This window comes from Bacillus sp. FSL R9-9530, assembly GCF_038008145.1.
GTDB classification, from domain to species: domain Bacteria; phylum Bacillota; class Bacilli; order Bacillales; family Bacillaceae_G; genus Bacillus_A; species Bacillus_A mycoides.
In genome coordinates this window covers 4,197,219-4,215,049 of sequence record NZ_JBBOYO010000001.1, presented here as the reverse complement: position 1 = coordinate 4,215,049, position 17,831 = coordinate 4,197,219, and the positions used below count along the sequence as shown (strand labels likewise).

Genomic DNA, 17,831 nt, shown 5'->3' with positions numbered 1-17,831 from the left:
TCCTCACTCCTTACTTTGCTTCATACCACATGCTGGACAGAATGTAGCTTCCGTTGCAATTTGTTCACCACATGAAGAACATGCTTCTTTTTCAATATTTTTTGATTGAAGGAGTAACTCATTTTCTTTACCGCACTGCCCGCAAAATTTATCATTTAATGATAATGGACCACCGCAACTACACTGTCCTTTTTGTTCTTGTCTCTGTAAATTAGAAATTTGTCTGCGCGTGTTATAAATAGCAACATCAAGCTCTTGCACTGGTGCTACAATAGCTTTCAACAAATCTATTCGAACTTCATCATCCCGAAGTTGCATATATACCGTTTGACCAAGTTCAAGTAAAATTTCAGTTTTTTCTTGTAACTTCTCTTGTGTAATCTTCTTTAATTGTGCCATTTCCTGTGCTACTTGCAACTTCATCTTGCCTTGCTCAATTCCCTCTTGCAACTTATTCATGCCATTACCAAACTTCGATTGTAAATCTGACAAACAAATTCTCTCCTTTTAATTACATAGTAATATACAAAATTAACATTATATATATTACCATGATTTTCTAATTGTGTAATTAGAATTTCATTTTTTCTGTTTTGAGCATTTTTTGTTTATAATGGTAAAGGAAAGAAATCTGTGTACGGAGGAATATTATGCTGCAAGACTCAATTACGAAAGATGAAATTATGATGATTGCGAATGAGTTCGTTCAAGGGCTTGATCCACAGCAAGTTGCTGATCAAGAGCATGTCGCTACAGCTCGGCAACTATATCGTAGTGGTGTTGTCTATAACGTTGACTTTGATGGCTATACGCTATCCGGAACTGTAAATGCTGAAGGCAGTGTATATAGTGTTCACATTCCGATTCGTAATGTCACTGAAAGCTATTGCGATTGCTTCGCGCCAACGCAATGTCAGCATATGCTTGCTGTGTTACTATCTGCAGCTTCTAGTTTTGGGCAAGTAGGAGATGTATTAACTTTATTCAAAAATAATACAAAACCTTCTCTTCCTCCTATTCGAACTGCACGACAAGTATTGCAATCATCAGCTTTTGAAGAAATGGATTATAAAAGTTGGCAAACATACTTTGAAAATGAATATGAATCATTTAAAAAAGAACAAGCGCGGCTCACTTATAAACAAATGTATTTTCTTATGAGTCTTTTTACAGACTTCTATACAAAATTAGAACGGAAAGCTCCGCGCATCGTTGCTATTCATGAATTATTTAAGTTGCACGCGGCACTTTATTGCTTTCAAAAATTATTAGAAGAAATTCAAGAATTTGAAGCAAACAAACTATATTCTTATCACCAACCAGTTAACGTCGTTCGCCTATTCGTTGATAAAGTTGAATCTACCGTTAGGGACCTAAAAACAGAGGCGATTCCAGAAGAATCCAAACCAATTTTAGAAGAAACAGCGCGGCTCATACATGAATCATTCTTCTCTACCGATGCCTATACACAAGAGCGATTCTTCATTTATCGTCACGTATGGGGTGAACTGTTAAGAACAGAGGAGCAGCTACAAGAAGAAAAAAATCGAATCGATACTAAAATCAATCCACTTTCCAAAGCATTAGCATCTTCTCACCTGCTCTTTTTAAACGGTGAAGATGTATCGGCAATGGAATTACTGGAAAAACAGCCTTCTTCTGTTGTGAGCCTTTACTTCTATTGGTTAGAAGAGTTATTAAGTGCGATGGAGTGGGACCGCGGGAAAAACTGGCTTTCCTTTACTTATAAACAAGTAAAAGAAACGATAACGGAACAAGAAAATACCGTCTTCATACAAGATATCGTTCGATTATTTGTGATGATGTATGAGACATATGCAACGCATACGAATGAACAAGCGGGATTAGAAATGATTTTACAAGAACTATTACCGTATAGTTTCACAAATTATGAACAATATGTACTTGCGAAGAAACAATACCATGCATGGACGGAACTTCAGCTCTTATATGGATTCGAAGTAATCGAACTTTTGAAAGAACCATTGAAAGATATTGAAAAAGAAGCGCCCGAAGCAGCACTTCCTCTTTATCACCATGCCGCAATGGAAGCAATTGAAGAGCGAAATCGCAAATCATATAAACGTGCCGTTCGTTACTTAAAGAAATTACGTATGCTTTATAAACGATTGAAGCGAACTGATGAATGGGATGCTTTCATTATTCATATCGCTAACTTACATTCACGTCTGCGTGCACTACAAGAGGAATTACGGAGAGGAAAATTAATCGATGATCATACAAACTGAAGTAACAATTAGGCTCCAGCACGTTAGTCAAGGTTGGTTCCTTTGGGGAGAAGATGATAGCGGTACGCTCTTATCCGTAGCAACTTGGAAAAAAAATGCATTCGCATGGCACTCTACTTCTTTCTACGGAACGTTTTTAAAAGAAGCAACGTATGAGGGAAAACAAGGCGTTATGTTAACGAATGCACAGGCATTTGAATACATCGCAAATAAACCGATGAATTCATTTGCAAATATGCAAATGAACGGTCCTATTACGGCACTTACAAAGGACGCAAGTGAATTATGGGACGCTTTCGTCAGCGGCAGCTTCGCACCTGACATGAAGCATTGGTCTCAGCAGCCATCTTGGAAAGTTCAGAATACCTCAATTGAAGATGACATGTTAGCATCTCTTTTCTCTGCCGCTGTGAACGAAAGTATTTTGCAAGATGCTCGCTCAACTGACGGATGGGAAGATGCAAAGAGACTATACGAACATTACGACTTTACGAAAAGGCAATTGGAAGCAGCACTACATGAAGAGGATTGGCTTCGAAAAATTGGTTACATTGAAGATGATCTTCCATTTACAGTCGGCTTAAGACTACAAGAACCGCAAGAAGAACTTGAAATGTGGAAGCTTGAAACAATCGTTACACCAAAACGTGGTGCACATCGCATATATGTATATGAAAGTATCGATTCCTTACCTAAACGATGGCACGATTACGAAGAACGTATCCTTGAAACACAAGAAGGATTCAGTAAGCTCGTACCGTGGCTAAAAGAGGACGACAAGTTCCGAGAAGAACTCTTTGAAACGGAAGCTTGGAACTTCTTAACCGAAGCAAGTAATGAATTACTTGCAGCAGGTATTACAATTTTACTACCATCATGGTGGCAAAATTTAAAAGCAACAAAACCGAGGTTGCGTGTACAGCTGAAGCAAAGTACAGCACAAACACAGTCTTTCTTCGGCATGAATACGCTCGTTAATTTCGACTGGCGCATTTCAACGGACGGAATTGATTTATCAGAAAGCGAATTTTTCGAACTCGTTGAACAAAACAAACGTCTTTTCAATTTAAATGGTCAATGGATGAGACTTGATCCTGCCTTTATTGAAGAAGTAAAAAAACTAATGCACCGTGCCGATAAATATGGACTTGAAATGAAAGATGTGTTGCAGCAACATTTATCTAATACGGCAGAAACAGAAATTGTAGAAGACGATAGTCCGTTTACCGATATTGAAATCGAGCTAGATGGATATTACGAAGAGCTTTTCCAAAAACTTCTACACATTGGAGATATTCCAAAAGTAGATGTACCATCTTCGCTACAAGCAACACTCCGCCCGTATCAACAACACGGTGTTGAGTGGTTACTATACTTACGAAAGCTTGGATTTGGAGCGTTATTAGCCGATGATATGGGACTCGGAAAAAGTATTCAAACGATAACTTACTTACTATACGCTAAAGAAAACAATCTCCAAACAGGTCCTGCATTAATTGTGGCACCAACATCAGTCCTTGGAAATTGGCAAAAAGAATTTGAGCGTTTCGCACCAAGCTTACGTGTTCAGTTACACTATGGAAGTAACCGATCTAAGGATGAGTCATTTAAAGATTTTCTTCAATCAACAGATGTTATATTAACTTCTTATGCATTAGCTCAGCTTGATGAAGAAGAACTTAGTACGTTATGCTGGGACGCTGTTATTTTAGACGAAGCGCAAAATATAAAAAACCCACATACGAAACAGTCGAAAGCAGTAAGAAACCTACAAGCAAATCACAAAATTGCTTTAACCGGTACACCGATGGAAAACCGACTTGCTGAGCTTTGGTCTATTTTCGACTTTATCAATCATGGGTATCTCGGAAGCTTAGGACAATTCCAGCGCCGCTTCGTCACACCGATTGAAAAGGACCGCGATGAAGGAAAAATCCAGCAAGTTCAGCGGTTTATCTCGCCGTTTTTACTGCGTCGTACGAAGAAAGATCAAACGGTCGCATTAAACTTACCAGATAAACAAGAACAGAAAGCTTATTGTCCACTAACTGGCGAACAAGCTTCCTTATATGAACAACTTGTTCAAGATACATTACAAAATGTAGAAGGATTAAGCGGAATTGAAAGACGCGGGTTTATATTACTTATGCTGAACAAGCTAAAACAAATTTGTAATCACCCAGCCCTTTATTTGAAAGAAGAAGAACCACAAAATATCGTCGAGCGCTCTATGAAAACAAAAACGGTAATGGAGCTCATCGAAAATATAAAAGATCAAAATGAAAGTTGCTTAATCTTCACTCAATACATTGGCATGGGGAACATGCTAAAAAGTATGTTAGAAGAAACATTCGGTCAGCGCGTCCTCTTCTTAAACGGGAGCGTACCGAAGAAAGAGCGTGACAAGATGATTGAGCAGTTCCAAAACGGAACGTATGACATCTTCATCTTATCGTTAAAGGCCGGCGGAACAGGATTAAACTTAACTGCCGCCAACCATGTTATTCACTATGACCGTTGGTGGAATCCAGCTGTAGAAAACCAAGCAACAGACCGTGCTTATCGCATCGGTCAAAAACGCTTCGTTCACGTTCATAAGCTTATTACAACGGGAACACTTGAAGAGAAGATTGATGAAATGTTAGAACGAAAACAATCATTAAACAACGCCGTCATTACAAGCGATAGTTGGATGACCGAACTATCAACCGACGAACTAAAAGAATTACTTGGCGTATAAAGTGAAACTTTAATCAGTGGGGTTTTGTTCATCCCCCACTGATTATTAGCCTTCACCAATCGAGCTTTTACGGGCAGTTAATGCGGGATAAGATGGATGTTTCTATTCCCACAAATAGCGGGATAAATGAAAAAGGAGCAAATCTCTAACTGAGATTAGCTCCTTTTTCTATTCCAAAACCAATTGCTTATTATAATTCCTGTTAACCCGCCGCACGTATCAAGCAATGAATCTTGCCACATCGGTGTACGGTCTCCCGTAAACCATTGATGAATTTCATCAAATGTTGCATACCCCGCAACGAAAAGGAGGGCGTATGCAAAGCACCTTTTTCTCGAATAACCCGATCGATGAAAAGCATAATACGTCAATGAACCGAGCATAAAGAACACCATAAAATGAGCACCTTTACGAAGGAAAAACTCAACAAATCCACCTACACCTTTATTTGCGATACTAACAGGTGTACCTCCCCCATAATCGATAGATACCCATGAAAAATGCTCTTTCACAAACTCAACATTTATATATTGCTCAATATCCGAGCGCATATCCTGTTTTTTATATGGCTGTGCTGAAGAATAGAAAATAATCCCCATCCATAGTAATACAGGAATCCAAAATAACCATTTACGATTCATTCTCCCGAAAACCCCTCTCTTAGTCTTTTAAGAGTACCAAAAAAAAGAAAAAATTTCACGCCAAAACATGACATTTACACCCTATTTATAAAGTGAATGGGGGTGATAAACATGGCAGTTGAAACAATCGTAATGGATTTAACTTTACGCCTTGTATTAAACGGAGGATTAGACAAAAACGGTAAAACAGTTTTTAAGAACAAACAATTCAAACGTGTGAAAACAAATGCAGATTTAGGAAAAGTACATGAAGTAGCACGTGCTCTTGCTTCACTACAACAATCATCACTTCACGCTGTACAACTTGTAAGCACGTCAGATCTTTCTAATCTATAATTAAAAAGGAGGGAATAAAGCATGCAAGTACTAGAGTTAATTTTCGTGAAAGAAGATGGAAAAACAGTTGCCTTTTCAATCGAAAATCCCATCACACCAGTAAATGAACTAGTCGTAAATCAAGTAATGGATACCATTCTTTCTTCATCTGTATTTTCATCAATTAGTGAAAATACTCGTAAAAAAGGGGCTCGCCTCATAGAAAAAAACGTATCTGAAGTTCAGATTACTCCGTAAATCAAAAAGACGAATCTGCATTATTTTGCAGATTCGTCTTTTTTCTTCGGCATTTCAATTGGAATAAAGATGTTTGAAAAACCAACACAAACATACTTATAATTCTCTCCGCCTAAATCAAACTCTGTCGTATATGTTGAGAAGAAAATATAATCATTTCGCTTTGTATAATGCTCAATTAATAATCCAACTTGTGGTTCAACATACTTATTTGCCAATTTTTTTCCCGCCGATGCTAAGTCGCCAAGTATACCCTCTTTGTTTTCTTTCTCAACCTCTTCTAGCTTCTTACTCACATCATTACGCTTCATAAATTGTTTTGCTGCCCAATCCGTATATTCTTCCTTACCCGGATTACTGTTTGCTAAATAAACTAAGAGAACAACAGCTAGAGCCATAATAATATACTTTTTCTTCATGCTATATCACCGCCTACTCTTTTCTATTTTCATATATATGTACAAGCGATGCAAATTAGAAAGACTATCATCTATTGATTGTAAACGAACCGTAAAAATTTACAATACGAAACAAAAGATTAATAATAATTTTACATAATTCGTATATAATTATATTCAGAATAACAATTTCATAAGGGAGGATTTTAGAATCATGGATAATGAAAATAATATTTTTATTTCTAGTTCTACAATGATGCTCGAACCTTGCAAACACCCTTATTACCGGACAAAAATTATCGACAGTAGCGGAAACCCTCTGTACTCTTGCCAAACAGCTATCCAACTCATAAAGAAATCTTGTCTAACACATGTTCATTCTACTTATCAAGGTAGACGTCATGCAGTCCAAATAAACTTTAAGCTCAAACAAAATGTTCCAATTCCGATTAATCACAAAGAATATATTTGCGTTTTCCCAACAGAATCTCCTTCTTCTCCAAGCTGCATTTGGTTGTTCTATAACCATATAGATGAGATAGAGTTTTCCAAAAAAACTAACAAAGCTAACATTCATTTTTTTAACGGAACTACCATAACACTACAAATAGGTTCTCATAAGTTACAGCAACAATTTTTCAAATCTGGACATGTATTATCCCAAATGAACATGAAAGATTCATTACCTTAAAAAACCTCTTGCCACATTTACTGCCTTAATGTAAATAGAATGGAACGCAATATTTCCTTTGCCTTCCATTCTACTTATTATTCTTATCCCCTTACACTATCTCTCATTTTCTCAAGTGCTTGTCGATATACCCATCTCACTTGATAGTACGTCATCCCCATTTCAGACGCTATCTCCCCCATATTTTTCCCTGAGAAAAATCGCTCTGAAATAATGTGCCTCTCCCTCTCATCTAACACGCTCATAAAGTCCTTCGCCCTCGTTCCCATATCTTCATACCCAAATCGTTCACCATACTCTCCGGTACACACATACCTCTCTTGCACTACGCATTCTTTCTTCAACCTCTCCAATATATAACCACGTACCGTTACCACCGCATAAGCAGGAAAACTCCCTTTCTCCTCCTCATACCTTTCATACGCATACCAAAGACCAATTAAGCCACATTGGTAATACTCTTCATGATCTTGATAAATATTTAACCTCTTTATTTGATTTATAATCATACCTTCATACAAAACAACCGTATCTGCAAAAGTCGCTGGCTTCACACAGTGCCCGTTTCTAAAAGGTATACCTCTTCAGTATTCCGCGGTACCTCTACAATATAAAATGAGAAAGGAAATTTCATTGTGGGTAATTTCAAATACTGCTGCCGTAATTTGAAATTACACTAGGCAGTATTTGAAATTCTAATAGGGGTATTTGAAATAGGGGTAAAAATAAAAAAGGTTCCTCCTATACATTAGAAGGAACCTTTTGTTTATATATTGGCAAACTATATTACTCTTTAGCTATGTTTTTGAAAAATCTATCGATCGCATATAAACCAGTAGCTAAAATACAGCTTGTAACCCCAACAAATACATAAGGATTTTTATTCGGTATATATTCTACAGCTAACAACGTTACGACTAACATAAACAAAACATTTGCTAAAAACTTCTTAAGCATATTTATCTCTCCTTACAAAAATAATGCAGCAATTATAAAAATAATTGCTGCATTTCTTTCTAGTGACGTAAAACATCAATATTATTGGAACATTCCTTTTACTGCGCCAAATCCAATAGTTAAGATAAAGAAGACAACCATAAGAATTGTTGCTTTCTTTTTACTTAAACCAGCTGTAATTTGAAGACCTAACCATGTAATAACAAATCCCCAAATTGTGAACACTTCAATATTATTTGCAATACCTTTTGCAACACCACCACTTGAAGCGAAAATCGGACCTAAACCAGTGTACATTTCTTGCCCTGATCCACCTAAAACAAGTGCTAAAACTGTATTTATTAATAAACCAAGTAATGAAATAATGCTTGAGTACACACTAATCGTTAATAATTTCTTATAAGAAGTATCATTGCTCATTAACATCATTAATACTTTATACACCGCTGCACTAATAAAGAAACCTATCGCCATACCAATAGCACCAAATACTGCACCCGTACCAAACGACATTATAGGTGTAACGCTAATACCCAAATCCTTATTCATCTTAATCGCCTCAGGGGTTAGGGAGTACACATAAGAAGCAAGTCCTCCTACAATCCCCGCTAATAAAACAAGTAACCAAAATGCACCCCAAACCGCATTACTAGTCTTCATTCTCTCAAACTGTACACCAGGAGATGTAATCATTCCAAATAATGACGGCTTCTCTCCACCAACTTTTTGCGTATTCAAATTCGCTTCCATCATAACGCCTCCTTCTATTTATATAACCCGTTCTAACGGGCGGTTCACATCCTCATGCAAGAGGATACGAACCGCCCACTAGAACGGTAATGTGTAGTAGAGAAACTTCTCTACTACACTAGTAAATTACTCATAACGAAGTGCTTCAATTGGATCTAATTTCGCAGCTTTGTTCGCTGGAATTAATCCGAAGATAATACCTAGTGTCATAGAGAACAATACGCCCCCAACGACAACTTCCCATGAAACGAGCGGTGGCCACTTCGCAAATGTGGAAACGATATATGCCCCGCCATACCCAAGACCAATTCCGATTAAACCACCTAGAAGCGTTAACATAACTGCTTCAATTAAAAATTGTAATAAAATTTTACTACGTGTTGCTCCAAGTGCCTTACGCACCCCAATTTCACGTGTACGCTCTGTTACAGATACGAGCATGATGTTCATTACACCAATACCACCAACGACTAATGAAATACCAGCGATACCGCCGATGATCATCGTCATAATATTAGTCATTTTTGAAATACCTTCTTGAAGTTCTTTTAAATTCATAACCTCGTATTTACCAGTTGCATCACTCGGTTTACGACTATTTAAGACATCTGCAGCTTTTTTACCTGCTTTTTCTAAATTATCTACATTTTTCGCTTGAACAGAAATATTTTGAATTTCATCTTTTCCATACAGTGTCGGCCATAATGAAATTGGAACTAGTGCTTCTGACGGTCCCATTCCCATAAACTCGTTATCTGATTTGTAGACACCAATAATTTGCATCGGTTGACCTTTCATTTCAATAATTTTACCGACTGGATTGGCATCCTTAAACACCTTTTCTTCCATTTGTTTACTAATCATGACAACATTATTACCTTGATCCACATCTGATTCTTGTAAAGAACGTCCCTTTAACAACTTTACTTTATTTACTGCAAAGTACTCACTGTCTAATCCAGTAATATTCACCATTTCTATTTTATCTTCAATATCAATTGGTTCCATACTTGAATTTGTTGTTACAACATGTGCGATATCTGGAATTTTTTTAATTTCAAAAATATCTTCTTCAGTTATCTTCGGTGCTTCTACCATCGCCATACCAAAAGGATCATTCATATCGGCACTATAATGAATCGGTACCGTTTGATTACCTGATCCAACAAATTGGGATTTCAGTGCAGCTTCCCCGCCTTGCCCAATCGCAACGACGGTAATAATAGAACCTACACCGATAATAATCCCTAGCATCGTCAAAGCTGAGCGTAGTTTATGAGCTAAAATAGACGATAAGGCAATTTTCATACTATCTAGTAAACTCATACTGCACACCTTCTATCTTCTGTAACTTTCCCATCTCGCAGTACAATGCGGCGGGAAGAATACGCTGCTACCTCTTCTTCATGCGTAACCATAACAATCGTCGTACCTTCTGCATTTAGCTTCGTGAAAATATCCATAACTTGTGCACCAGACTTCGTATCAAGTGCACCTGTCGGCTCATCGGCCATAATAAACGTTGGATTATTTGCAATCGATCTCGCAATCGCTACACGTTGCTTCTGTCCACCTGATAACTCACTAGGTAAATGATGGACTCTATCTGATAATCCAACTTTTCCAAGCGCTTCAAGGGCTCTCTGACGACGCTCTGCTTTCTTCACCCCACCATAGATGAGCGGAAGTTCAACGTTTTCCACTGCGGAAAGACGCGGCAGCAAATTAAAGTGCTGGAACACAAAGCCGATATATTCATTACGAATTAAAGCTAGTTTTGACTCGTCTGCTGTTAAGATATTCACATCATTCAACATATATTCACCTTCTGTTGGACGATCTAAACAACCGATAATATTCATAAGCGTTGATTTACCAGAACCAGACGGTCCCATAATAGAAACGAACTCACCGCTTTGAATTGTTAAACTAATACCATGTAAAATCGGCACTGCCAATTTTCCTTGATAATATGTTTTAGCAATATTATTTAACGTAATCATTTCTCTTTCACTTCCATTCCGTCATACACGTCGTCGGAAGGATTTTTAACCACCTTTTGCCCCACTGTTGCGCCTTCAACAATCTCTGTCCAGTCTCCATCAGTAGAACCTTTTTTCACATTTTGTTTACGAAGCTTTCCTTTCTCTTCAATATAAACAAATGCATCTTCGCCTTTTTCTACAATGCTCTTACTTGGAACAGCAATCATCGTCTTATTCTCTAAATTTACTTGCAGAGAAACGTGATAACCTGGAGATAAACCATCTTGGCTATCAAGACTTGCTTTATATGTATATTGAGACATATTTTGAGTTCCCTCACCAGCAGCTTGAGCCATCTCTGCACTCGTTGGGAATTCACTTACTTCCGTAATCTTACCTGTCCACTTCTTCTTATTATTTGCTTTCGCAGTTACAGTGAACGTTTGATCTTTTTGAATTTGTGACTTTTGAAGCTCTGTTAAAGTCCCTTGAACTTGGAACGGGTCTTTAGAAGCAACTTGTAAAAATGCTTTCCCTTGACCACCTAATGCCTGAGATGAACTTTGCGCTGCATCCTTATCTAACTTCTGTACAACACCAGTGAAATTACTATAAATCGTAAGTTCCTTCTGTTTTTTACTTAACTCTTCTTTTTGTAACTTCCCTTTTTCTTTCTCAAGGTCAGTTGTCTTTTGTGCCATTTCTAACTCACTTACTTGCTCTTCCATCGGGTCTGTTACTTCTTTCCCAGCCCCACTATCTTTTACCTTCTTAATTTCTTTCTTCAATGAATCAATCTTCTTTTTCCCTTGATCGTAACGCATATCAGCCATCTTCTGATCAAGATCAGCTTGCTTCATTTGAAGATTAATTTCTTCATTATCATAAGAGAATAATTTCGTTCCCTTTTCTACCTCTTGTCCTTCTTTCACCGCAATATCTTTCACTTTTCCTTTAGTCGGATCCGCATAAAAACTTTCAATATTCCCTGGCTTCACCTGACCAGAAATTAACTTCGTATTATTAAGCTTACGCTCTGTCACTTTCTCAAAACTTACAGCATCTGTATTAGCCGTACCTTTCTTCTTACCTTGCATAACAAAAATATTAACTGCTGCTACAATAACAATTAGTGCAATAACTCCGATGATAATCCATTTCTTCTTCTTGTTTGGAGTACGAACCGTATTTGGTAACATATTCTCTCTCCTTTTATATCTTAATAGTTTAATAGCTATTTAATTGTATAAAACTTTCGGAAAATTTCATCCCCACTTACATTGTTACACTCATTTTACAAAGTTTTACACAATCATTTATATTGTAACAAAAATACCAATGATTAGAAATATGACATTCTATCTTTTAAGATAGTTTTAAGGAAAGGTTTCCTTATATAAAAAAAGCGATCCAAAATAATGATTGGATCGCTTTTCTGAATAAACTATTACGCCACTTTAGGACCTTTTCTCTCATGTCCACGTTGAACGATAAATAAGAATACTGTTGATAAAATACCGCCTGCTAATAGTAAGATGAAGCAGCCATCCCAGCCAGAACGATCAACAATAACACCAATTGCTGCGTTTGCTACAAGACTTCCGCCTACATAACCGAACAGACCACACATACCAACTGTTGTACCTACTGCAAATTTCGGTACTAATTCCATCGCACTTAAACCGATTAAAAACTGTGGTACGTAAATTAAACAACCGATAATAGAAACGGCAATACTTACAACAAGTACGCTAGATGCTTGCCAATATACAACCGTACCAACAACAACACCAGCCATACTCATAATACATAATGGCATACGTTTTCCTTTAAATAATTTATCACTTAAAAGACCAACGATTAATGAACTTGGAATTGCCATACCTTCAAAAATCGCGTATGCAGCATGTGCTTCATTTTTTGAAAAACCTTTAACTGTTGTTAAATACAGCGGAACCCAGTTAATAACACCGAAACGAATTAAATAAACAAATGCATTCGCAATACATAAATACCAAACGAACTTATTCTTCACTACATATTTCATTAAAATTTCTTTTGGTGACATCTTATTAGCATTATCTGCTTTTTCAAGATTTTCATAGTCATTACGATACTCATCAATTGGAGGAAGACCTTCAGATTCTGGTGTATCCTTCGCATTAATCCAAACAAGAACTGAAATTACCATTGCGATAATCGCTGGGAAAATAAACACGCCGCCTTGCCAATGATTTTCACCAAAAATACCTACACCAATTCCGACAAGGGGCGGCACTAGCATTCCACCAACGTTATGTGAAATATTCCAAATACCTGTTTTCGTACCACGTTCTTTCTTCGAGAACCATTTCGTCATAACGATACTACAAGGTGGTGCTCCCATTCCTTGTACAATACCATTTAGGACAAGTAATGTAACAATCATCCCAAATGAAGATGCAAAGCCGAAGCAAATATTTACAAGCCCTGATAAGAACAATCCGACTGCGATAAAACGCTGGGCGAAAGCTTTATCTGATAAATTCCCCATAAAGAACTTACTAAATCCATAAACAATCGCCATTACTGAACCTAGTAGTCCAATTTGAGCTGTACTAAAACCATATTCTTGCACTAAATACGTGCTTGATAACGTAAAGTTACTACGAACTAAATAATAAGCAGCATACCCAACTGAAATTCCCATTAGCACACGAATACGCAGTAATGTATATACTTTAGCGATCATATCCGCTGGTAACCTCTCAATTGCAGGTGCTGGCTTAAGCCATTTAAACATATTCTTTCGTCTCCTTTTCTCACTGCTGAGAGAGACGCTGTCTATTCCATATCTCGATTATTCCACTATTTGATATATTTTTGTTCGTCCTTCTAACCGGCTGACCTTCTATCTCTTTCTGATTCTTCGCAAACATCGTTGGTACGCCAAACGAAACTTTTTCTAAAATGTGCCCCGCTTCTTCTGATAAACAATAATCAATAAATAAGTCCGCAATAAAACCACTCGGTGCACGCTTCAGTTTCGAAATCGCATTAACAGATAATCCTGTTTGCTCAGGTTCGTTACTTACAATAGGAAAGCCTTGTTTTTGAAGCATTCTCTGATCTCCCGCAAAATTGATGCCTATCATATATTCACCGCTCGCAACCAGTTCTGCAGGCATATAACCATTCACCGTTACTTCACCAACTTGCCTTGCAAGATTCTTAACATACTCTTTCGCTTCTCTTTCACCTAAAGTATCAATAAGTGATTGAAACAAAGTATATGCTGTGCCGGAAACATTTGGATCAGGCATTGCAATCTTACCCGTATATACCGGATCTAATAAATCTTGCCACCTTGATGGATAGGAAAGACCGAGCGGCGCTATTTCTTCATTCCACCGCTCTTTATTAATCGCGATTGCCAGTTTCTCCACTTCATAACCGTACCAATAACCATCTTTATCTTTAACAGTCTTTGAAATACGATTCGCATGCTGGGTCGTAACAGGAATAGAAAGGTTCTTTTGCTTCATCATTTGATGCGCATCTACTGTACCGCCAATAATAATATCCGCCTTCGGATTTCCAGCTTCCTCTTCTACTCTCCGAAGAAGTTCTTCTGTCGATAGACGAATAAATTCATATGTACACCCGCGTTGTTTACAAAATGACGAAAGCAAAGCTTCACCAACTTCCTCGCGGGCCGCTACATACGCAACGAGATGACGATCATCCAAAATAGGGAGACCACTTTTATTATATTTAATAGAGGTTGTATCTCGAGAGCAACTAGACATCGCTCCTCCGATTACTAGCAAAAAGAAGAAAAAGGCTATCTTTCTCATGACACACTCTCCTTTACAAGAAATTCTGCTAGGGAGCCCTTCATATACATGACATTCCCGTTATTATCACCGAGATATTGCACAACAAAGTACGATGGATACACAGAAATAGTTAGAATATCCTCCCGCTCATTCTTTACACGTTTGCCTGTTTTATAGGCAGTAATATAAGCAATCGGCTCATTCTGTGATTGTAATAATTTCTGAATTTCTCCGTAATCTGTAATTTGCTTTGCGTATCGAATAGAATCAAATATTTGCGTAAGATCTATAGTACGTATTACATCCCCTTGCCTCACTACAACTTCCTTTGCCTCCGCAAAGAAATTACTAATGCGCTCTGGTGTATAATACAGACTTAACAAATACGTTTGAAATGCTGAGATCATCGGATCCGTGCCATTCTTTCCGTATACATTAGCCTCGTACTGGAACAAGTCACCTACTGCAAAGGTACGTTTATGTCCATTCAAGTACGTTACTTCTCCAGTAAATACTTGTTCTTGATTCCTCGCTTCTCTCGGCTCTATTCGAATTCGGTCAAAGAATGAAACAATCGTATGCAAACGAACTTCATCTGTTACAACAATTTCTCCCCACTTCTCATGCCTTACTTTCACTTCAGTAGGAAGGGATTCATTCACTCTTTGTAAAACGGCTTGTTTGTCATCCACAATTGTGATTCGATTATATATTTGCTTCTCAATAACATAAAACAAAATAAGAGAAACGATCATACAAAAGACAAACATAAGAATTTGAAATGATAGCCTTTTCATTTCTGCCTACCTCCAAGATAAAAAAACGTTGTTTCGAAAATACCGCATAATTGTTTCATAAATGTATCATTTAACCGCTTTCAAGTTTTTTATGTCTTCCATCCGTCTCGGAAGTAAAAATGTAATGCATATTGTAGTTCCCATTTCTTCACTACTCTCAATTCGCATACTTCCGCCTTGCTTCTTCATAATCTCCTGACAAATGTATAAGCCATAGCCATTCCCGTAACTTGAAGGAAGCACCTTACCTTCCGGAGACTCATTCCATTCTGCAAGCACACCTTCATCCATACCAATACCATCATCATGAACAAAAACTTTCGCTTCCTGCTCATTTATAATTACATTCATACGAACTTGCGTAGCATCACTATATTTAATCGCATTATCAAGCACATTCAAGAAAATTTGCTTCGTCTTATCAAAATCCGCAACGACGTGCACTTCTGTTAACTCATTCATAACTTCAATTTCAAACTGCTGCAACCTAAGTTTCACAATCGAAACCGCTTCTTCTGCCAATTCTTTAATATTCACGACTGTAGGTGACACTTCAAACGTACTCTTCCCGTACTTTGACGACTTAAGTAATTCCTCTACAAGTGATAATAGACGCTCACTTTCTACAGACACATAACGGAGGCTCTCCTGCACATCTTCCTTCGACTGTAACTTCGGAATTAAATCTACATACCCGATAATTGCCGTAAGCGGTGTTTTCAGCTCATGCGTAATGCGGTCCAAGAAATCTTTCTGTTTTTCTTTCTCTTCCTTCAGCTGCTTAATATGCAGCTCAATCCCATCAGCCATCGCATTAAAGGACGCTGAAAGCTGCGCAATTTCCACATACTCATTCAGCTCAATCTTACTTTCATAATCTCCATTCGCAAGCCGATATGCCATTTGCCTTAACTGATCAATTGGTTTATGAAGAGACTTCGCCAAACGAATCGCAAAGAAAATACCAGCAGCTACTAAACAAAGCGACGTCATTAAAAACGTCCAACTTACATTTGTTAAAACTTCCTTCTCATCCGTTAACTCATTTATAAAACGAATACTCCCAATGACATCGTTTCCATAATAAACCGGACTTGAAAACAAAAGAATTGGAGCTGGGTCTCCCTCCTCGAAAACATAAGATTTCTTTCCCTTCAAAGAACTCTCAATGTCAATATTCCGATGAAGTAACGCTCCTTTTTGTGTATCTGCAACAACATCTCCATTCTTCCCAATCATCTGCACCCGGACATCCATTCGCTTCGCTAAATACGAAGCAATTAAAAGCGAATTAGGACCTAACGTCTCCACTTCTGCTTCCTTCTCTAAATAATTCATCGTATAAATTTGCGCTTCCACACTTAACTTTTCTAAGGAATCTGCCGCATTATGATACACATTCTTCTCCAGTGCAATATAAACAACCGCATACAAAAGAACAAGAATTGGAATCAACAACCCAACTATTCCAAACACCATATTTCGTTTTAAAGACATATCATCACCTTTTAGCAATCAAGCTTATACCCCACACCATAAATTGTCTTAATATACTCCCCGCTCGCGCCGAGTTTCTTTCGAAGCCTTTGCACCATAATATCAACCGCTCTCGTATTTCCGATATACTCAAACCCCCATACCTTCTCTAATAGCTCATCCCTCATGAACACACGCTGCGGATTCGAAACAAACAACTGACATAAATTAAACTCTCGGTACGTTAACTGAATCTCCTGCCCACTCACATGAAGCTTTCGTTCCTTTGGACAAATAAGTAAATCACCAGCCCCAATCACCTCATGATTTAAAGGAACCTCCTTCTTCTTCACGCGCCGCGCCATATTCTTCACCCGAAGAATAAGCTCCGCATAATTAAAAGGCTTCGTCACATAATCATCAGCTCCAAGCTGAAGACCAAGTAACTTATCATTCATCTGACTCTTCGCTGTCAACATAAGCACCGGAATATCACGCTCCTTCTCTCTGAATAAGCGTAACAACTCATACCCATCCGTATCAGGAAGCATCACATCTAAAATAAGTACATCCGGCTGCTCATTCCATCTCTCTAAAGCTTCTCTCCCATCAGCCGCCGTCAATACTTCATACCCTTCCATCTCTAACTGCATCCGAATCAAATTACGAATACTCGATTCATCATCTACTACAAGTATTTTCATCATTCTCCTCCTTCCACCCTGTATTATAGTA

At 37.8% G+C, this 17,831-nt stretch carries 19 protein-coding genes; 5 read left to right on the top strand and 14 right to left on the bottom strand.

Annotated features, from left to right (window positions below; all coding sequences use genetic code 11):
- Nucleotides 1–3: 3 nt before the first annotated feature.
- Nucleotides 4–492, bottom strand: a complete 489-nt coding sequence (locus MKX66_RS21145; RefSeq protein WP_002034798.1) for a zinc ribbon domain-containing protein — start codon at nucleotides 490–492, stop codon at nucleotides 4–6.
- Between the two features lie 158 nt (nucleotides 493–650).
- Here MKX66_RS21145 and MKX66_RS21140 point away from each other — a divergent pair, with 158 nt between their 5' ends.
- A complete protein-coding gene (locus tag MKX66_RS21140) occupies nucleotides 651–2,270 on the top strand; it encodes an SWIM zinc finger family protein (protein WP_341087077.1) in 1,620 nt (539 codons plus the stop codon).
- Nucleotides 2,254–5,010, top strand: a complete 2,757-nt coding sequence (locus tag MKX66_RS21135) for a DEAD/DEAH box helicase (RefSeq protein WP_341087075.1) — start codon at nucleotides 2,254–2,256, stop codon at nucleotides 5,008–5,010. The genes MKX66_RS21140 and MKX66_RS21135 overlap by 17 nt, the downstream gene beginning before the upstream one ends.
- Before the next feature lie 155 nt (nucleotides 5,011–5,165).
- On the opposite strand, the gene MKX66_RS21130 is transcribed toward MKX66_RS21135, so the two are convergent.
- Entirely contained in the window at nucleotides 5,166–5,651 is a 486-nt protein-coding gene (locus MKX66_RS21130; protein ID WP_002034802.1) for a VanZ family protein, read from the bottom strand.
- Nucleotides 5,652–5,762: 111 nt separating this feature from the next.
- Here MKX66_RS21130 and MKX66_RS21125 point away from each other — a divergent pair, with 111 nt between their 5' ends.
- Both MKX66_RS21125 and MKX66_RS21120 read left to right on the top strand, forming a co-directional pair.
- Entirely contained in the window at nucleotides 5,763–5,987 is a 225-nt protein-coding gene (locus MKX66_RS21125) for a DUF1659 domain-containing protein (RefSeq protein WP_002016256.1), read from the top strand.
- A gap of 21 nt (nucleotides 5,988–6,008) precedes the next feature.
- Nucleotides 6,009–6,224, top strand: coding sequence for a DUF2922 domain-containing protein (locus MKX66_RS21120; RefSeq protein ID WP_002034804.1), 216 nt, complete (start codon nucleotides 6,009–6,011; stop codon nucleotides 6,222–6,224).
- A gap of 20 nt (nucleotides 6,225–6,244) precedes the next feature.
- Here MKX66_RS21120 and MKX66_RS21115 read toward each other — a convergent pair whose 3' ends face one another.
- On the bottom strand, nucleotides 6,245–6,643 hold the full coding sequence (locus MKX66_RS21115; RefSeq protein ID WP_341087073.1) for a DUF4359 domain-containing protein: 399 nt from the start codon (nucleotides 6,641–6,643) through the stop codon (nucleotides 6,245–6,247).
- A 193-nt stretch (nucleotides 6,644–6,836) separates the two neighbouring features.
- Here MKX66_RS21115 and MKX66_RS21110 point away from each other — a divergent pair, with 193 nt between their 5' ends.
- Nucleotides 6,837–7,313, top strand: a complete 477-nt coding sequence (locus MKX66_RS21110) for a competence protein ComK (RefSeq protein ID WP_341087071.1) — start codon at nucleotides 6,837–6,839, stop codon at nucleotides 7,311–7,313.
- A gap of 83 nt (nucleotides 7,314–7,396) precedes the next feature.
- Here MKX66_RS21110 and MKX66_RS21105 read toward each other — a convergent pair whose 3' ends face one another.
- From MKX66_RS21105 to MKX66_RS21055, 11 genes are all read right to left on the bottom strand, one after another.
- Nucleotides 7,397–7,867: a sigma-70 family RNA polymerase sigma factor gene (locus tag MKX66_RS21105; protein ID WP_341087069.1), complete on the bottom strand. Its 471-nt coding sequence runs from the start codon at nucleotides 7,865–7,867 to the stop codon at nucleotides 7,397–7,399.
- Nucleotides 7,868–8,099: 232 nt separating this feature from the next.
- Complete coding sequence (locus MKX66_RS21100) at nucleotides 8,100–8,270, bottom strand: hypothetical protein (RefSeq protein ID WP_341087067.1); 171 nt, start codon at nucleotides 8,268–8,270, stop codon at nucleotides 8,100–8,102.
- Between the two features lie 81 nt (nucleotides 8,271–8,351).
- A complete protein-coding gene (locus MKX66_RS21095; RefSeq protein WP_341087066.1) occupies nucleotides 8,352–9,020 on the bottom strand; it encodes a Yip1 family protein in 669 nt (222 codons plus the stop codon).
- A gap of 126 nt (nucleotides 9,021–9,146) precedes the next feature.
- Nucleotides 9,147–10,346, bottom strand: a complete 1,200-nt coding sequence (locus MKX66_RS21090; protein ID WP_002167364.1) for an ABC transporter permease — start codon at nucleotides 10,344–10,346, stop codon at nucleotides 9,147–9,149.
- Nucleotides 10,343–11,023: an ABC transporter ATP-binding protein gene (locus tag MKX66_RS21085; RefSeq protein WP_002130002.1), complete on the bottom strand. Its 681-nt coding sequence runs from the start codon at nucleotides 11,021–11,023 to the stop codon at nucleotides 10,343–10,345. Before MKX66_RS21085 ends, MKX66_RS21090 begins: the two co-directional genes overlap by 4 nt.
- Nucleotides 11,020–12,204, bottom strand: coding sequence for an efflux RND transporter periplasmic adaptor subunit (locus tag MKX66_RS21080; protein ID WP_002034815.1), 1,185 nt, complete (start codon nucleotides 12,202–12,204; stop codon nucleotides 11,020–11,022). Before MKX66_RS21080 ends, MKX66_RS21085 begins: the two co-directional genes overlap by 4 nt.
- A gap of 248 nt (nucleotides 12,205–12,452) precedes the next feature.
- Nucleotides 12,453–13,787, bottom strand: a complete 1,335-nt coding sequence (locus MKX66_RS21075) for an MFS transporter (protein ID WP_088040452.1) — start codon at nucleotides 13,785–13,787, stop codon at nucleotides 12,453–12,455.
- 19 nt (nucleotides 13,788–13,806) lie between these two features.
- Entirely contained in the window at nucleotides 13,807–14,841 is a 1,035-nt protein-coding gene (locus MKX66_RS21070; RefSeq protein WP_341087063.1) for an ABC transporter substrate-binding protein, read from the bottom strand.
- A complete protein-coding gene (locus MKX66_RS21065; RefSeq protein ID WP_002089688.1) occupies nucleotides 14,838–15,620 on the bottom strand; it encodes a DUF3919 family protein in 783 nt (260 codons plus the stop codon). Before MKX66_RS21065 ends, MKX66_RS21070 begins: the two co-directional genes overlap by 4 nt.
- Before the next feature lie 66 nt (nucleotides 15,621–15,686).
- Complete coding sequence (locus MKX66_RS21060; RefSeq protein ID WP_002034822.1) at nucleotides 15,687–17,117, bottom strand: HAMP domain-containing sensor histidine kinase; 1,431 nt, start codon at nucleotides 17,115–17,117, stop codon at nucleotides 15,687–15,689.
- Nucleotides 17,118–17,128: 11 nt separating this feature from the next.
- Nucleotides 17,129–17,800, bottom strand: coding sequence for a response regulator transcription factor (locus MKX66_RS21055; protein ID WP_002166430.1), 672 nt, complete (start codon nucleotides 17,798–17,800; stop codon nucleotides 17,129–17,131).
- Nucleotides 17,801–17,831 lie beyond the last annotated feature (31 nt).

Coding starts and splice junctions, on each gene's coding strand:
- MKX66_RS21130 (WP_002034802.1), bottom strand. CDS start 5,651: ATGAATCGTAAATGGTTATTTTGGATTCCTGTATTACTATGGATGGGG.
- MKX66_RS21100 (WP_341087067.1), bottom strand. CDS start 8,270: ATGCTTAAGAAGTTTTTAGCAAATGTTTTGTTTATGTTAGTCGTAACG.
- MKX66_RS21055 (WP_002166430.1), bottom strand. CDS start 17,800: ATGAAAATACTTGTAGTAGATGATGAATCGAGTATTCGTAATTTGATT.
- MKX66_RS21090 (WP_002167364.1), bottom strand. CDS start 10,346: ATGAGTTTACTAGATAGTATGAAAATTGCCTTATCGTCTATTTTAGCT.
- MKX66_RS21070 (WP_341087063.1), bottom strand. CDS start 14,841: ATGAGAAAGATAGCCTTTTTCTTCTTTTTGCTAGTAATCGGAGGAGCG.
- MKX66_RS21125 (WP_002016256.1), top strand. CDS start 5,763: ATGGCAGTTGAAACAATCGTAATGGATTTAACTTTACGCCTTGTATTA.
- MKX66_RS21060 (WP_002034822.1), bottom strand. CDS start 17,117: ATGTCTTTAAAACGAAATATGGTGTTTGGAATAGTTGGGTTGTTGATT.
- MKX66_RS21120 (WP_002034804.1), top strand. CDS start 6,009: ATGCAAGTACTAGAGTTAATTTTCGTGAAAGAAGATGGAAAAACAGTT.
- MKX66_RS21065 (WP_002089688.1), bottom strand. CDS start 15,620: ATGAAAAGGCTATCATTTCAAATTCTTATGTTTGTCTTTTGTATGATC.
- MKX66_RS21140 (WP_341087077.1), top strand. CDS start 651: ATGCTGCAAGACTCAATTACGAAAGATGAAATTATGATGATTGCGAAT.
- MKX66_RS21075 (WP_088040452.1), bottom strand. CDS start 13,787: ATGTTTAAATGGCTTAAGCCAGCACCTGCAATTGAGAGGTTACCAGCG.
- MKX66_RS21080 (WP_002034815.1), bottom strand. CDS start 12,204: ATGTTACCAAATACGGTTCGTACTCCAAACAAGAAGAAGAAATGGATT.
- MKX66_RS21115 (WP_341087073.1), bottom strand. CDS start 6,643: ATGAAGAAAAAGTATATTATTATGGCTCTAGCTGTTGTTCTCTTAGTT.
- MKX66_RS21135 (WP_341087075.1), top strand. CDS start 2,254: ATGATCATACAAACTGAAGTAACAATTAGGCTCCAGCACGTTAGTCAA.
- MKX66_RS21085 (WP_002130002.1), bottom strand. CDS start 11,023: ATGATTACGTTAAATAATATTGCTAAAACATATTATCAAGGAAAATTG.
- MKX66_RS21095 (WP_341087066.1), bottom strand. CDS start 9,020: ATGGAAGCGAATTTGAATACGCAAAAAGTTGGTGGAGAGAAGCCGTCA.
- MKX66_RS21110 (WP_341087071.1), top strand. CDS start 6,837: ATGGATAATGAAAATAATATTTTTATTTCTAGTTCTACAATGATGCTC.